The sequence below is a fragment of the Cognatundibacterium curvum genome (assembly GCF_014284235.1).
Taxonomy (GTDB): domain Bacteria; phylum Pseudomonadota; class Gammaproteobacteria; order Burkholderiales; family Burkholderiaceae_D; genus Undibacterium; species Undibacterium curvum.
The window spans coordinates 155,438-170,885 of record NZ_JACOGD010000002.1 but is presented as its reverse complement, the minus strand read 5'-3'; the positions used below and the strand labels follow the sequence as shown (position 1 = coordinate 170,885).

The following is a 15,448-nucleotide window of genomic DNA, read 5'->3' as shown; positions in this document are numbered from 1 at the left end:
ATTTATTGCTAAACATTGTGTTTTTTACTACCCTGTTCCAATGAAATTTCTTGCTTTACTTACCCCCTCCTTCGTTGCTCTATCATGATCAGTCTGAGACCCGCCCGCCCCCAGGATGCGCAGGCTGTTGCCGACCTGCTAGCTGAACTCGACTACCCGGGCTCACATGCTTTTATCGAAAGTCGTATCAAGCAATTGCTATCACATGCAGATGCAATTTTAATGCTGGCCGTCGAGGAACAAACAGTACTGGGCTGTATCTCGCTACACTTTATTCCCCAGTTGGCACTGGCAGGCGATTTTTGCCGCATCAGTTACTTTTGCGTCGCCGATGGCGCACGCAACCGTGGCATAGGCGCACTGCTGGAGCAGCGTGCAGTGCAACTGGCCTCCGATTACGGCTGCGATCGCATAGAAGTCCATTGTCATGAAAGGCGCACAGATGAGCATCGTTTCTATGCACGGCAAGGTTATGCGGAATCGCCCAAATACTTGAATAAAAAATTAAGCTGAGTGCGATACCATCAGGCCGACATCAGGCCAGAGCCAGCCTGACCTCGTCAGCCCCTTTGCTCAAATAAAATCCGGAATGGCAGAACTCTTTATGCGCGGCATGGTCAGAGTTGCACGCGTCGTCAGCGCTTCCTGACACACTTCAATTAACGAAAAGACCGAAACATGCGACTTACAAAAAAACAATGCGCACTTGGGTTGGCAATGGCCGTACATACGCTGGCCTTTGCAGACACACCACCGGCACCAACCACACCAGCCAAACCGCCTGCGGTCGCCACTGATGCCGCCGCAGCCAGCGCTGCCGCAGCGGCAAAACCGGCTGCTGAAACACCGTCTGACATCAAGCCTTACGATAAAGTCGTGACGGCAGACGCAAAAACCCAGGCGGGTCTGATCAAGTTACATACCATCAAAGGCAAACTGTATTTCGAATTACCAAAAGCGCTGATCAATAAGCCCTTGCTGATGGTCGCTAATGCGACCGCCGTGCCAGCCAATGTCGACCATGTCGGTAAATCCCTCAATGAAGATGTGGTGCGCTTCACCGTCAAATCGAATCGCGTCTATCTGCAGATCGTCTCCCACTCTTATGTCAGCGCACCGGACAGCAGCATCACACCAGCTGTGAAAGACTCACAGCGTGATGCGATTCTGGCGGTGTTCCCGGTCGAAGCCTATGCCAAAGACGGCGCGCCGGTGTTTGAAGTCAGCCGCCTGTTCACCTCAGAAGTCGGTGACTTCAGCGCCCGTTCCACCCTGCGTGCAGCCGCCATGGATAGCAGCCGCAGCTATATCGACCGCAGTAAAGCCTTTGCCGGCAGCGTACGTGTCGATGCGGTACAGACTTATGGGCTGATGCCGACACCAATGCCGACCATTCCTGGCCTGCCACCTTTGCCAACGCCACCGATACGCAGCGCAACGGTGGATGTCGCCTATAACATCGTCCAATTGCCGGAACAACCGATGAAACCGCGCCTGGCGGATGACCGCGTGGGCTTTTTTGGTTTAAGTCAGGTTGACTTTGGCACTGCAGAGCATGGCGTGAAAACTGAGCGCCTGATTGCGCGCTGGCGTCTGGAAAAAGCAGACCCCGATGCTGCGATTTCGAAACCGGTCAAACCTGTCGTCTGGTATATCGATAAATCCACCCCTGCCTGGCTGGTTCCTTATGTCAAGAAAGGTGTAGAAGCCTGGAATGTGGCATTTGAAGCTGCAGGTTTCAAAGATGCGATTCAGGCCCGTCCTTTCCCGACCAAAGAAGAAGACCCTGAGTTTGATCCGGAAGATGTACGTTACAGCGTAATCCGTTGGGTTCCTTCCAAGATCCCGAATGCATACGGTCCGCATTTATCCGATCCACGCTCAGGTGAAATTCTGAATGCGAATATCGTGATGTACCACAACATCATGCAATTGCAACGCGACTGGTATGTGACACAGGCTGGTGCAGTTGATCCACGTGCACAGAAATTACCGCTGCCGGATGATTTAATGGGCGATCTGGTGGCCTATGTGGTGACGCATGAAGTCGGTCACTCTTTGGGTTTCCCGCACAATATGAAATCCAGTTCGCTGTATCCGGCAAACAAATTGCGTGATCCGAAATGGCTGAAAGAAATGGGCCATGTCGCCACACTGATGGATTACAGCCGCATCAATTATCTGGTGCAACCGGAAGATAAGATCGATCCACAGCTGTTAATTCCAAAAATCGGCCCTTACGATATGTTTGCCACCCACTGGGGTTACGCACCGATTCCAAGTGCCAAGACAGCACAGGAAGAATTGCCCATCCTGCGTGCCTGGATACGCGAGCAGGATAGCAAGCCCTGGCTGCGTTTCTCTGCAGTGAAAAAAGATGATGACTTTGGTGAACAGACTGAAGCAGTTGGCGATGCAGATCCGGTCTATGCCACTTCACTCGGCATCAAAAATCTGCAACGCATTGTGAAGCAGTTGCCTGCGATGGCGATCAAAGCAGACCGCGATGACCGCACACTGGAAGAATTGTATGGCGCAACCTGGAGTCAATGGCAGCGTGAAATCGGTCACGTCGTCAGCGTAGTCGGTGGTTATGACAACCAGAATAAGCATGGTGATCAGTCCGGAGCGATTTTCTCCTCCTTACCGAAAGAGCGTCAGAAGCAAGCGGTGAAATTCATCGGCGAACAGGTATTCCAGACACCTAACTGGTTATTCGAACCTGCGATTACCCAGCGCCTGCGTCCTTCGGAGCCCGCAGCACGACTGGCAGCCGCACAACAGTCCGTGCTGAATAGTCTGATCAGCCGCAGCCGCAGTAACCGTCTGATCCAGCAAGAAGCAGCAGCTGGAGATAAAGCCTACACGCTGGCCGAACTGTTATCTGACTTACGGGCTTCCGTGTATGGTGATGCGAGCACCCAGGCGCGCCGTACCCTGCAACGTAATTACCTGAACGCGCTCACCGACAGACTGAACGCCAGCGGCAACGACGACAGCAAAGCCTATGTACGCGCTGAAATCAAAACGCTGAAATCGGTATTTGCAGGTAAAGCCGCCGGTGCCCAGAAAGCACACTGGGACGAGTTGGCTGATTTGGCCAGCCGCGCGCTGGATCCGCATGCTGTGCAGGCACCTGCAGCGACACCGGCCTTGGTCTTGCCGCGTGCTGTCGGTGCAGAAACTGAAGTGTGCTGGCCTGAGCACTGATCGCTGTCAGATGCTGCAACTCCGGTCTGACTGGGCTTGCAGCATCGAAAAAACGGCATCAACCATGGTAAAAGCGTTGCGCCTGCAACGCTTTTTTGTTGTACCAGAAGCAGTTCAAATCTGTGTGAATTTGACACATACTAACAGCGTCATTTGAATTATGCTGAGTGCTGCACGGATGAGTGTGCGATGTTACTAATCACCAAAGGAGAATCTTGTGCATATCCGTTTCATGATTCCTGCTTATGTTCTGAATTTCTTGCTCTGCTTTTGCCTGCCAGCTTCACAGGCAGCAGCAGCGTCCACTCCGCTGACTGCGGCAGAAAAAAGCCTGCGCTTATTTCCTGAAACACGAGACTGGCGCATCATCGCAGCACAACCCACGTTAAGCGGCGCCGCTCTGGCGGAACGGCAGCCTGCCTTGCTGGCGGCGTACCGGCAAGCGATCAAAACCCCGGATGTGTTGGAAGGCCCGGACTGCTCCTGGTCAGGGCGTGCCTTTCAAAAGGACTTAAGTAACGCTGCCTTCTACACCCTGGACATCGATCAGGATGGGTTTGAAGATGTCGTCTACACCGGCAGCGCACTGTGCGCAGAAGGCAATGCCACACTGATCTGGTTTGGCAGCGCCCAGGGCTACAAAGTAAAACAGGATGGACTTTTTCGAGAACAGGTATTGCGCATTTCTGCCGATGGCAGTCAGTTCAGCAGCGTTGCGGATGCCTGTTGTGGTGCACAGGTGGAAGAATACTTCATCGGCAGCAGCGACAACCTGAGGCAATTCGACACTGCGAAATTGCGTACCGACTCCCAGTTACCTGAACAAGCCTCAAGTCAGAAAAATAGTGTTTCCGCACATCAAAGCTTGATACTGCGCTCCTCACCCAGTCAGCAAGACCATTACGATACAGGCCTTAGCAACCTGATGCGCCATGCCGTGTATGGCAATATCGTGCGGCGCTATCTGCCGGGAGCAAATTACCGGATACTGAGTAGCGAACGCAGACAAGCGCAGCACTGGCTCTTTATATCGGTGCACGCAGACAGCGACCACCTGGTCACTCAGGACCCTTACCAAGGTGTGCGCAGCGGCTGGATCAGAGTCCCAGGCACGCCAAGCCGTGTACTGCATCCGATCCATAAGGGTCGCAGTACCCAGCCCTGAAGCTACAGAATAGCAGGTAGCCAAATACTCAGCGTAGGCTGCCAGCCACAATGGACGACGATAGAAAGAAAAAGAACCTATGTTAGCTAAACACATCCTCAGCTTCAGCACCATCGCGCTGATCGCTGCCAGCAGCCCGCGCTTAGCGCAGGCAGATATCGTGGACTCACCTATGCCCTGGCTCAAAAAACAAAACGTAAGCGCACCGGTTGCAGCGAAAGTCTCCTGGCAGGAAAAACGCCACGGCAAAGTCGTCACCGACGACTATCGCTGGTTGCAAAAGAAAGAAGATCCGAAAGTGATCGCCTACCTGAATGCAGAAAACGCCTATACCGAAACCATGACGGCCGAACTCCAGCCACTGGCAGAAAAGTTGTTCCGGGAAACTAAGGCGCGCATGAAAGAAGCCGATTTATCTGTACCGGTACGCAAAGGAAAATACTATTACTACAACCGTACTGAGGCTGATAAGCAATATGCGATCCTCTGTCGTCGCCTGGCAGATGGGCAACTCAACTACGATGACAAGGCTGTCGAAGAAATTCTGCTGGATGAAAATCTGCTTGCACAAGGAAGCACTTTTTTTGACATCGAACAAAGCCTGATCAGTCCTGATGACCGCTATCTTGCTTATTTGACTGATACCACCGGATACCGTCAGTACAGCTTGCAAATTAAAGATCTGAAAACAGGTGAAATGCTGCCTGACCGTGCTGAGCGTGTGACCAGTCTGGCCTGGGCTGCGGATAGCAAAACACTGTTTTTTGTACAGGAAGATGCGACCAGCAAGCGCTCCAACCGTTTTTTCAGATTGACGCTGGGTGGCAAGCCGATACCGCTCTATAACGAAAAAACAGAACAGTTTTCACTGCAAGTCAGTACCACCCTTGATGAGCAATTCATTGAATTACGATCCGAGGCAACAGATACGACCGAATCCTGGTTCATCCAGGCCAGTCAGCCACAGAGTAAATTGCGCAGTCTGCTCGGACGTCAGCAAGGGCACCGCTATCAGCTGGAACACCGTGATGGACAGCTCTACATACTTAGCAATAAAAACGCCAGAAATTTCCGGCTAGTGACAGCACCACTGGCCCATCCTTCGCAGAAAAACTGGATCGAACTGGTTGCACATGACAAAAATGTCTTATTGCAGCACATAGAAGTTTTCAGCGACTATCTGGTGCTGTCTGAATCCAGTCAGGCGCTGAGCCGCATGCGGGTTTATGACTTTAAGACTCAGCAGTGGAAAGCCATCAGCTTTAATGATCCGGTCTATCTGGCAATGAGCACCGGAACACCGGAATACAAATCTACCCAGTTGCGCATATCGTATCAATCTCCCGTCACACCGCCGATGGTCATGGATGTAGATATGACCAGCGGCGAGCGCAAGGTACTGAAACAACAGGAAATCATTGGTGGCTACGATGCCAGCAAATATGAAACCCGCCGTCTGTGGGCCAATGCGAAAGACGGGGTAAAAATACCTTTGTGGATCGTATTCAAAAAAGGCGTGCCACTGGATGGCAGTGCGCCAGCCTTACTGTCGTCCTATGGCAGCTATGGCATTTCCACCGAAGCGACATTTTCCGCCGAGCGGCTCAGCTTGCTTGATCGCGGGGTGATCTATGCGGAAGCACATATACGCGGCGGCAGCGACATGGGAGAACAATGGCATGAGGACGGCATGCTGATGAAAAAGAAAAACACCTTCACCGATTTTATCGCCAGTGCTGAATACCTGATTCAGGAAAAATGGACCAGTCCGGATAAACTGATTATCGAGGGCCGCAGCGCCGGTGGCCTGTTAATGGGAGCCGTCACCAATATGCGACCGGATCTGTTCAAAGCAGTGCATGCGGCCGTGCCCTTTGTCGATGTAATAAATACCATGTTGGATGCCAGCCTGCCGCTGACGACTGGCGAATATCTGGAATGGGGCAATCCTAAACAGAAGGCGGCCTATGATTACATGCTTAGCTATTCGCCTTACGACAATATAGAAAAGAAAGCCTATCCTTCTATACTGGTGACTACAGGACTCAATGACAGTCAGGTGATGTACTGGGAACCGGCAAAATATGTGGCCAAACTGCGCGCCCATAAGACCGATCAAAATCCGCTGCTGTTAAAAATCAATATGTCAGCCGGTCACGGCGGCGCGTCCGGCCGTTTTGACGCCCTGAAAGAATACAGCTTCGAACTCGCCTGGATGTTAGGACAGTGGGGAATTAAAGAGTAATCAGGCTTTGTCCAACAACAGAAGGCTCGCTTTAAATGGCGAGCCTTTTTGTTTATCAAACTCCCTGGTCGAAAACACATAATGTTCAACGAAGCTTTCCCAGGCCAATAGCATTGAGCTTGTACTGAATGCTTGCTTGTGCCGCTAAGAGCCCGCTCTGAATAACACCACAAACAATGACTAACTCGCTTGACTTCAACTTTTACACATGTAATCATTTACAAATGTAAACGATAAAGATCAATATGTATCCAACTGAAATCAGTGATGCAGAAGCCCTCATTATGCAACTGCTTTGGGTGCGACACCCTCAATCGGCGGAACAGCTGTGTGCTGCGCTTTGTACAGCGCAGGGCTGGCAAGCTGCCACCGTGAAAACTATGCTCAATCGCTTACTCAAAAAAAATGCGATCCGTGCGGAAAAGGAAAGCAGGTATTTCTTATATAGCCCAGTTCTGAAGCAGGAGAAATGGGTCGAGACAGAAAGCAAGGGCTTCCTACAACGTGTTTTTGATGGGCAGTTAGCGCCCATGGTCGCTCATTTCAGCCAAAGCAAACAATTGTCGAAGACAGATATCGCTGAGCTGAAGAAACTGATACAGGATTTAGAAAATGAGCGCTGATTTGCTGCAAGCTGGCTGGAGCGTATGCATTGCACTCACATTGGCATTGGGCGTCATTCTGATCCAGCGTATATTCTTATATCGCCTTACCGATGGCCGCCTGGTGTATTTAAGTTGGTGGACATTACCCTTATCTGCTATTGCGCTCTTTTTTCCTCCATCCAGAACAATCCTGCCTGATATCGTCGCTCCAGTCACAAGCGGATTGAATAACCCCACTGTCATTTCCGCCCCTGCCTTTGATTCACCTGTTTATCCAGCAGTGATCGTCACTGGCTGGTTATCGATAAGCTTACTGCTGCTCTGCATATCAATCTACCAGCAGCGACATTTCATCAAGCGTTTAGGACGACTACACCCGGTAGCGGAATTTTTCGTCTCAGAGCGTAGTGATATCAGTCCTGCGCTGGTTGGATTGATACATCCACGCATAGTCATGCCATCAGATTTTTTTGAGCGTTACTCCACTTCTCAACAAGACTTGATTTTGAGCCACGAACAGGTACATCAACAACGTCTGGATCTGTGGGCCAACGCGGCATTTTGGTGCTTACGTTGTATTTTCTGGTTCCATCCACTGGTCTACATCGCACATCGTTATTTTCGTTTGGATCAGGAACTGGCCTGCGATGCTGAGGTTTTACGGCGCCACCCTGCGCAACAAAGCAACTATGCGCAAGCGATGCTGCATACCGTCATGCAAGAACAGGCACACTCGATTTATTGTAGCTGGCAACATCACCACCCACTCAAGGAGCGCATCATGCAGTTAAAAAAATCAGGAAAAGCCCAACACAAACTACCATCTTTGTTGCTAATACTATGCACAGCATTGACCGGTACTGTGAGCGCATGGGCCAGTCACAATCCCCTGGTAACGAGCATGCAGGATGCAACACCGGTGAGTCTGAACAGCATGGAACAGCAACGTTACCGAATACAGACGAAGATTGTGACCGAAGACAGCATAGTCTCCCCCACAATCATTGCTGTGCAAGGAGCCAAAACAAATCTGGAGCTGGTGGAAGGGAAAAATACCTGGAAATTTGTGCTGCAAGTTGACACACCTGAAGCAATGATGGGGAAAAAATACCAGCAGCTTAGTAAAGAAAAGCAAGAGCAATTCTCATCAGCTCGGGCAGCTTATACCAAGCTGGAAATCTACAAAAATGATCGTCTGTTGGCAACGCCAAGCCTGATTTCTCAGCTCGGACAGCAAAGCCGTATAGAAAGCAGTAGCGATCAAAAGGAAAATGATATAGCGATCGACTACAGCATTGTGAAAATTAAGTAAGCATTCAAACAGATCAGTGCCCACTAGCACTGATCTGAGTAAAGCCGGATTCCTGTTTAGGAGGTTTTCTGACAGCTACGCGCTTCATGCGCTGGCAAGTCCTTAATCAACGCATCCAGCTTGCTTTTTTCGTCGCCAGTTACCTGGTGCAGCTGGTAAGCAAACTTATTGGTGGTCAGCGAGCGTGGCATGATACGGGCGGTGCGTACGCCTTTGTTATTCAGGTTACTCAGATGCTGTTTAGCCGCGTCTTCCGTCTTGAATATGCCTAAAGAAATACCCCAGCGCAGATTGCTTTGATCCTGGATCACGAAATAATCACTGACGCCTATGCGTTTCAGTTCGCTGATTTTTTTATCCGCACCTTCCTTACTTCCCTGAGACGGAATAAACACCATATGGGAAGCGGTTTCTGAAATATTGATGCGTGACTGACGGTCGCCCAATGCCATGGTTTTCAGTTTATCTTCAATTTTGGCCGCATCGCTTTGCAGGAAATTACCGAGCTCCAGACAAGCAATGACTTCAGTTTTCTTTTCAGGTTCGGCGGCAGCGGGCTCGCTGCTGGTCTGCGCCGCACTGGCTGAAATCTGCACCAGCTGATCGGTGCGCACCTGCTGCTTCAGACGTTCAGGTTCACGCGCTTCCAAGGGCCATTTTCCGGCCAGTCCGAACTGATAGCCAGCCAGTGCCAGATTACTGATGAACAGGGTCCAGAATACAAATCGCAACATGGTCAAATCTCTTTTTCAAATTGGGCTTGATTGTGCCACGACAAGCAGCCCCGTCAAGACCAGATTCGGTACATGCAGAGCAGAAAATCCCAGATGGGGCGTCAGATAAGGGGCGGCGCCACCGGAAATCAGGCAAACGGGTGCAGACTTTACAGCAGCTGAATCCTTGCCACGGGCCTGCAAGGCCTGATACGCCATACGTATCGCCCCAGCCTGTGCATGTATGCAGCCACTGACGATGGCCTGATCTGTGTTGTCAGCAAAGGGCTGACTCACACCTATGCTTTCTGCCACCTGGGGTAATTGCGCGGTATTTCTGGCCAGCGATTCTGCCATCAGCTTCAAACCTGGCAAGATCATGCCACCGGCAAATTCACCTGCTTTTGTCACGGCATCTACCGTGGTCGCCGTGCCACAGGTAGCGACCAGCTTATCGCTGTCGGGATACAAAAAATGCGCACCGATGGCAGAGGCAAAACGATCACAACCTAATTGGGTAGGCTGCCGGTATTGATTGATCACACCGGCACAACGGGCTTGCGACTGAAACCAGTGCACAGGCACATTGGCAAATAAGGGCTGTAACTGACTCAGCAGATGTTCACGCATGGCGGCACCTGCGACATTTGAAATCCAGATAGCGCTAACCTGCTTGTGCAAAGCTGTACTTTGCCAGTCAGCGCTGAGTTGTGCGATATCTGCGTGCGCAACGGAAGCCAGTTGCAGCCATTGTGGTGCTGTCTGCTCTGCAAGGGCTGGCTGACGCGGGTGCATGGCCCATTTGACGCGGGTATTGCCCGCATCGATCAATAACAACATATTCATCCTTCTTTAAGCGTAACTGCCAGCCTGTCGTAAAGAGACATCACCCGCAACGATAGTCCTGACGCCGGCCAGGGTTTGCAATAACAGGCAACCCTGGTTATCCACCCCCAGCGCAATACCTTGCTGCAGTATCTGTTCTGCCTCCATGATCTGTACCGGCTGATTCGCATACGCATGCAGTGCATTCCAGCGCTCTGCGAAAGCGGCGAAGCCATCGCGGCCAAACTGATCCAGACAGCGCGCGAGTGCATTCAGCAAACGTGCCAGCAGCAGGTTCTTATCCATCCTGGCCAGCCAAGGGGCGTCTGCGACTTCGCGCCCTATCTGAGCTTCCAATTCAGCTGGAATTTGCAAATTCAAACCTATTCCGGCCACGACCCAGCTGCCACCCTGCTTATCGGCTGCGCTCTCAACCAGTATGCCAGCGAGTTTTTTACCATCGCGCAAAATGTCATTCGGCCATTTCAATTGCACCGGCAAGTCCAGCGCCTGCAGCAGCTCCACCACCGCAACCCCGATTGCCAGCGGTAAGCCCGAAAGGGTGTGGGCAGCGACTGGAAAATGCCAGGCCAGTGAAAAAGTCAGTACGCCACCAGGCACAGAATGCCAGCTGCGGCCAGCACGGCCACGGCCTGCGGTCTGGCGCTCTGCCACCAGCAACACCGGGCGCTGTAACAGGCCCAGACGTGCCATCAGATCCGCATTGGTAGATCCGGTTTCAGCCAGCACTTCCACATCGGCCAGCATGCCGAAGGGATCACGCTGTGCCAGTATGCTGGCAGCATCGTATAGGGCAAGATCATCAGTCATGAGTTTGATATTCCGGGTATAAGCCAGGCATGCGCTGCCTGCGCCAATAAAAAACGGCACCGTAGTCTGACTACGGTGCCGTTTCTATTTTACTTCAGCTCAGCTTAAGCTTCGCCGCCTTCTGTCACATCACTTGCTGCGACTTCAGGTGCTGGTGCAAATACTGCTTTTTCTGCTTCCAGCATAGCCTGACGTTCGTCGGCTTCCCAAGTCTCTTTCAGCTTGCGTGCACGGTGGAATGCCAGACCGGTACCCGCAGGGATCAGACGACCCACGATGACGTTTTCTTTCAGACCGCGCAGACCATCTTTCTTGCCCATGATCGCCGCTTCTGTCAGAACACGTGTGGTTTCCTGGAAGGACGCCGCAGAGATGAAGGAGTCGGTCGACAAGGAAGCTTTGGTAATTCCCAGCAAGATATTTTCATATGTTGCAGGAATGCCGTTTTCCTTAGTGACGCGATCATTTTCATCGAGCAGCTCGGAACGTTCTACCTGTTCACCCACGATGTAGTTGGTGTCGCCTGGATTGACCACAACAACACGACGCAGCATCTGACGCACGATTACTTCAATGTGCTTGTCATTGATCTTAACGCCCTGCAAACGGTACACGTCCTGAACTTCATCAACGATGTAGCGTGCCAGCGCTTCGATACCCAGCAAACGCAGGATGTCTTGCGGATCAGCAGGGCCGTCCACAATCATCTCACCTTTGTTGACGACCTGGCCGTCATGCACCAGAACCTGTTTGTCCTTGGTGATCAGGAACTCATGTTTCTGACCATCCATGTCGGTGATTTCCAGACGTTGCTTACCTTTGGTTTCCTTACCAAACGCAACAGTACCTGTGACTTCCGCCAGCATACCTGCATCTTTTGGTGAACGTGCTTCAAACAGCTCAGCAACACGTGGCAGACCACCGGTAATATCACGGGTTTTCTGGGATTCAGTAGGAATACGCGCCAGAACTTCACCAACGGTAACTTGCTGACCATCTTTCACGGTAATCAGCGCGCCAACCTGGAAGCCGATCGTCACTGCATGCTCAGTACCGGCGATTTTGACTTCGTCGCCATTTTCATTGAGCAGCTTAACCTGTGGACGTACCGATTTACCTGCTGCGCCACGACGCTTAGGATCGATCGCCACCAGCGTGGACAAGCCAGTCACTTCATCAACCTGTTTTGCAACAGTTACGCCTTCTTCGACGTTTTCGAATTTCACCGTACCGGTGTATTCGGTAATGATAGGACGGGTCAGCGGATCCCATGTTGCCAGTGCAGTACCGGCTTTGATCACCAGACCGTCTTTCACGATCAGGGTCGCACCGTAAGGTACTTTATGACGTTCGCGTTCACGGCCATGGTCGTCGGTGATCAGGACTTCACCGGAACGGGAAATCACGATCTGATCGCCTTTGCCGTTAGTCACATAACGCATAGTTGCTGTGAAACGGATCGTACCATTGGATTTGGCTTCTACCGAAGATGCCACTGCGGCACGCGACGCTGCACCACCAATGTGGAAGGTACGCATCGTCAACTGTGTACCCGGTTCACCGATGGACTGCGCAGCGATAACACCAACTGCTTCACCAGAGTTAACCAGATTACCGCGACCCAGATCACGACCGTAGCACATTGCGCACAGACCGTAACGGGTGTCGCAAGTCAGCGGAGTGCGGACTTTGACTTCATCGATGCCCAGCGCTTCAATGCGTTCAACAGAAATTTCGTCCAGCAGTGTACCGGCAGCGTACAGTGTTTCCTGGGTTTCAGGATTCACGATATCGTTGGCAGCAACACGACCCAGGATCAGATCGCGCAACGGTACGTTCACTTCACCGCCTTCAACCAGGGCCTTCATGGAAGAACCATTGGTTGTGCCGCAATCGTCTTCAACCACCACCAGATCCTGGGTAACGTCGACCAGACGACGTGTCAGGTAACCGGAGTTCGCTGTCTTCAACGCAGTATCGGCCAGACCTTTACGCGCACCGTGAGTGGAAATGAAGTACTGCAAAACGTTCAGACCTTCACGGAAGTTCGCAGTAATCGGCGTTTCAATAATGGAGCCGTCAGGTTTCGCCATCAGACCACGCATACCGGCCAGCTGACGGATCTGTGCAGCAGAACCACGCGCACCGGAGTCGGCCATCATGTAAATCGCGTTGAAGGATTCTTGCGTACCGACTGTGCCATCGCGACGGGTGACTGGTTCAACTTTGAGTTGTTCCATCATCGCCTTACCGACTTCATCACCGGTTTTGCCCCAGATATCCACCACTTTATTGTAGCGTTCGCCCGCAGTGACCAGACCGGATGCATATTGCTGTTCGATCTGTTTTACTTCGTGCTCAGCCTGAGCAACCAGTGTGACTTTTTGCGGTGGTACCAGCATGTCGTCGATACAGATAGAGATACCTGCACGGGTCGCCAGGCGGAAACCGGATTGCATCAGCTGATCGGCAAATACCACCGTTGCGCGCAGACCGCACTTACGGAAGGAGGTATCGATCAGTTTGGAAATTTCTTTCTTCTTCAGCGGACGGTTCAGTACGCTGAATGGCAGACCTTTGGGCAGAATTTCGGACAGGATGGCACGGCCAACTGTCGTTTCATAACGCTTGATAGTCTTAACGAATTCACCAGTTGCCACATCTTTCGGATATTCCGTGATACGGACGGTGATACGTGTCGTCAGTTCCACTTCCTTGTTGTCCCAGGCGCGGATCGCTTCGGAGACGTCAGGGAACATCATGCCTTCGCCTTTACCGTTGATCTTTTCACGCGTTGCGTAATACAGACCCAAAACGATATCCTGAGAAGGAACGATGGATGGTTCACCATTGGATGGGAACAGAATGTTATTGGATGCCAGCATCAGTGTGCGGGCTTCCATCTGTGCTTCAATAGACAGAGGAACGTGAACCGCCATCTGGTCACCGTCAAAGTCAGCATTGAATGCCGCGCAGACCAGTGGATGCAGCTGGATCGCTTTACCTTCGATCAGTACCGGCTCAAACGCCTGAATACCCAGACGGTGCAGCGTAGGCGCACGGTTCAGCATGATAGGATGTTCGCGGATCACTTCTTCCAGAATATCCCATACTACCGGTTCCTGAATCTCAACCAGTTTCTTCGCTGCCTTGATGGTTGTTGCCAGACCCATCAATTCCAGTTTATTGAAGATGAAAGGTTTGAACAGTTCCAGTGCCATCAGCTTAGGCAAACCGCACTGATGCAGTTTCAGCTGTGGACCCACCACGATAACGGAACGACCGGAGTAGTCAACACGTTTACCCAGCAAGTTCTGACGGAAACGACCGCCTTTACCTTTGATCATTTCAGCCAGGGACTTGAGCGGACGCTTGTTCGCGCCTGTCATGGCTTTACCGCGACGACCGTTATCCAGCAAGGAGTCAACCGCTTCCTGCAGCATACGTTTTTCATTGCGTGTGATGATTTCCGGAGCGCGCAATTCCATCAGGCGCTTCAAACGGTTATTACGGTTAATCACACGGCGGTACAGATCGTTCAGATCGGAAGTCGCAAAACGACCACCATCCAGCGGTACCAGAGGACGCAGCTCAGGCGGCAGCACTGGCAGCACTTCCATGATCATCCATTCTGGCTTGATGCCGGAACGTTGGAATGCTTCCAGAACTTTCAGACGCTTAGCGTACTTCTTGATCTTGGCTTCAGATTTGGATTCTTTGAGTTCAGTGCGCAGGGTTTCTGCATCACGGTCGATGTCGATAGAACGCAGCAATTCGCGGATACCTTCGGCACCCATGAACGCGGTGAATTCATCACCGTATTCTTCGTATTTGGCAGCATAATCGTCTTCCGACATGATCTGGCATTTTTTCAGCGGAGTCATGCCCGGATCGGTCACAACATATGCTTCAAAGTACAGTACGCGTTCGATATCACGCAAAGTCATGTCCAGTACCATACCCAGACGGGATGGCAGGGACTTCAGGAACCAGATGTGCGCAGTCGGGGAAGCCAGTTCGATATGGCCCATGCGCTCACGACGTACTTTAGCGAGTGTGACTTCAACGCCGCACTTTTCGCAGATAACACCACGGTGTTTCAAACGCTTGTACTTACCGCACAGGCATTCGTAATCCTTGATCGGTCCGAAAATTTTGGCGCAGAACAGACCATCACGTTCTGGCTTGAAGGTACGGTAGTTAATGGTTTCTGGCTTTTTAACTTCGCCATAAGACCAGGAACGGATTTTATCCGGTGACGCCAGACCAATCTTGATCGCGTCGAATTGTTCGTTTGGTTGGACTTGCTTGAATAAATCGAGCAGGGCTTTCATGTATATCACTCCAGTTAAGCGCGGCAAACGCTTGGTGGCTGAATAGTGCTGCAAGAGAAGTTGTTTCGTCGCTGACCCTGTTCGCATCGACGGGAGAGCCAGAATTTACCTTGAAAAACTGGTTCCATCAGATACCGGGAACGAAAATCCACTTCCAAACTGCGGGCTAGCTGAATGACCAACGCCCGAAACACGTTCGGGCGGTGGT

Annotated in this window: 10 protein-coding genes; 6 read left to right on the top strand and 4 right to left on the bottom strand. The window is 51.6% G+C overall.

Annotated elements, in window-relative coordinates:
• Nucleotides 1-84: 84 nt before the first annotated feature.
• The 6 genes from H8K43_RS03910 to H8K43_RS03885 all read left to right on the top strand — a co-directional run bounded on the left by H8K43_RS03910 (nucleotide 85) and on the right by H8K43_RS03885 (nucleotide 8,537).
• Nucleotides 85-513: a GNAT family N-acetyltransferase gene (locus H8K43_RS03910; protein WP_186902658.1), complete on the top strand. Its 429-nt coding sequence runs from the start codon at nucleotides 85-87 to the stop codon at nucleotides 511-513.
• Between the two features lie 165 nt (nucleotides 514-678).
• Nucleotides 679-3,210 carry a zinc-dependent metalloprotease gene (locus H8K43_RS03905; RefSeq protein WP_186902657.1) on the top strand — a complete coding sequence of 844 codons (2,532 nt, stop codon included), beginning with the start codon at nucleotides 679-681 and terminating at the stop codon, nucleotides 3,208-3,210.
• A 217-nt stretch (nucleotides 3,211-3,427) separates the two neighbouring features.
• The gene (locus H8K43_RS03900) at nucleotides 3,428-4,375 is read left to right on the top strand and encodes a hypothetical protein (protein ID WP_186902656.1); all 948 of its coding nucleotides are present in this window, start codon (nucleotides 3,428-3,430) and stop codon (nucleotides 4,373-4,375) included.
• Between the two features lie 79 nt (nucleotides 4,376-4,454).
• Nucleotides 4,455-6,620: a S9 family peptidase gene (locus tag H8K43_RS03895; protein ID WP_186902655.1), complete on the top strand. Its 2,166-nt coding sequence runs from the start codon at nucleotides 4,455-4,457 to the stop codon at nucleotides 6,618-6,620.
• 245 nt (nucleotides 6,621-6,865) lie between these two features.
• Complete coding sequence (locus tag H8K43_RS03890; RefSeq protein ID WP_186902654.1) at nucleotides 6,866-7,243, top strand: BlaI/MecI/CopY family transcriptional regulator; 378 nt, start codon at nucleotides 6,866-6,868, stop codon at nucleotides 7,241-7,243.
• A 1-nt stretch (nucleotide 7,244) separates the two neighbouring features.
• On the top strand, nucleotides 7,245-8,537 hold the full coding sequence (locus H8K43_RS03885) for a M56 family metallopeptidase (RefSeq protein WP_186902653.1): 1,293 nt from the start codon (nucleotides 7,245-7,247) through the stop codon (nucleotides 8,535-8,537).
• A 56-nt stretch (nucleotides 8,538-8,593) separates the two neighbouring features.
• Here H8K43_RS03885 and H8K43_RS03880 read toward each other — a convergent pair whose 3' ends face one another.
• The 4 genes from H8K43_RS03880 to rpoC form a co-directional block, all read right to left on the bottom strand.
• Nucleotides 8,594-9,271 carry an SPOR domain-containing protein gene (locus H8K43_RS03880; protein WP_186902652.1) on the bottom strand — a complete coding sequence of 226 codons (678 nt, stop codon included), beginning with the start codon at nucleotides 9,269-9,271 and terminating at the stop codon, nucleotides 8,594-8,596.
• Between the two features lie 15 nt (nucleotides 9,272-9,286).
• Nucleotides 9,287-10,090, bottom strand: a complete 804-nt coding sequence (locus H8K43_RS03875) for a type III pantothenate kinase (RefSeq protein WP_186902651.1) — start codon at nucleotides 10,088-10,090, stop codon at nucleotides 9,287-9,289.
• 12 nt (nucleotides 10,091-10,102) lie between these two features.
• Nucleotides 10,103-10,906 (bottom strand): biotin--[acetyl-CoA-carboxylase] ligase, encoded by an 804-nt coding sequence (locus tag H8K43_RS03870; RefSeq protein WP_186902650.1) that lies wholly within the window; start codon nucleotides 10,904-10,906, stop codon nucleotides 10,103-10,105.
• Between the two features lie 104 nt (nucleotides 10,907-11,010).
• On the bottom strand, nucleotides 11,011-15,240 hold the full coding sequence (gene rpoC / locus H8K43_RS03865; RefSeq protein WP_186902649.1) for a DNA-directed RNA polymerase subunit beta': 4,230 nt from the start codon (nucleotides 15,238-15,240) through the stop codon (nucleotides 11,011-11,013).
• Nucleotides 15,241-15,448 lie beyond the last annotated feature (208 nt).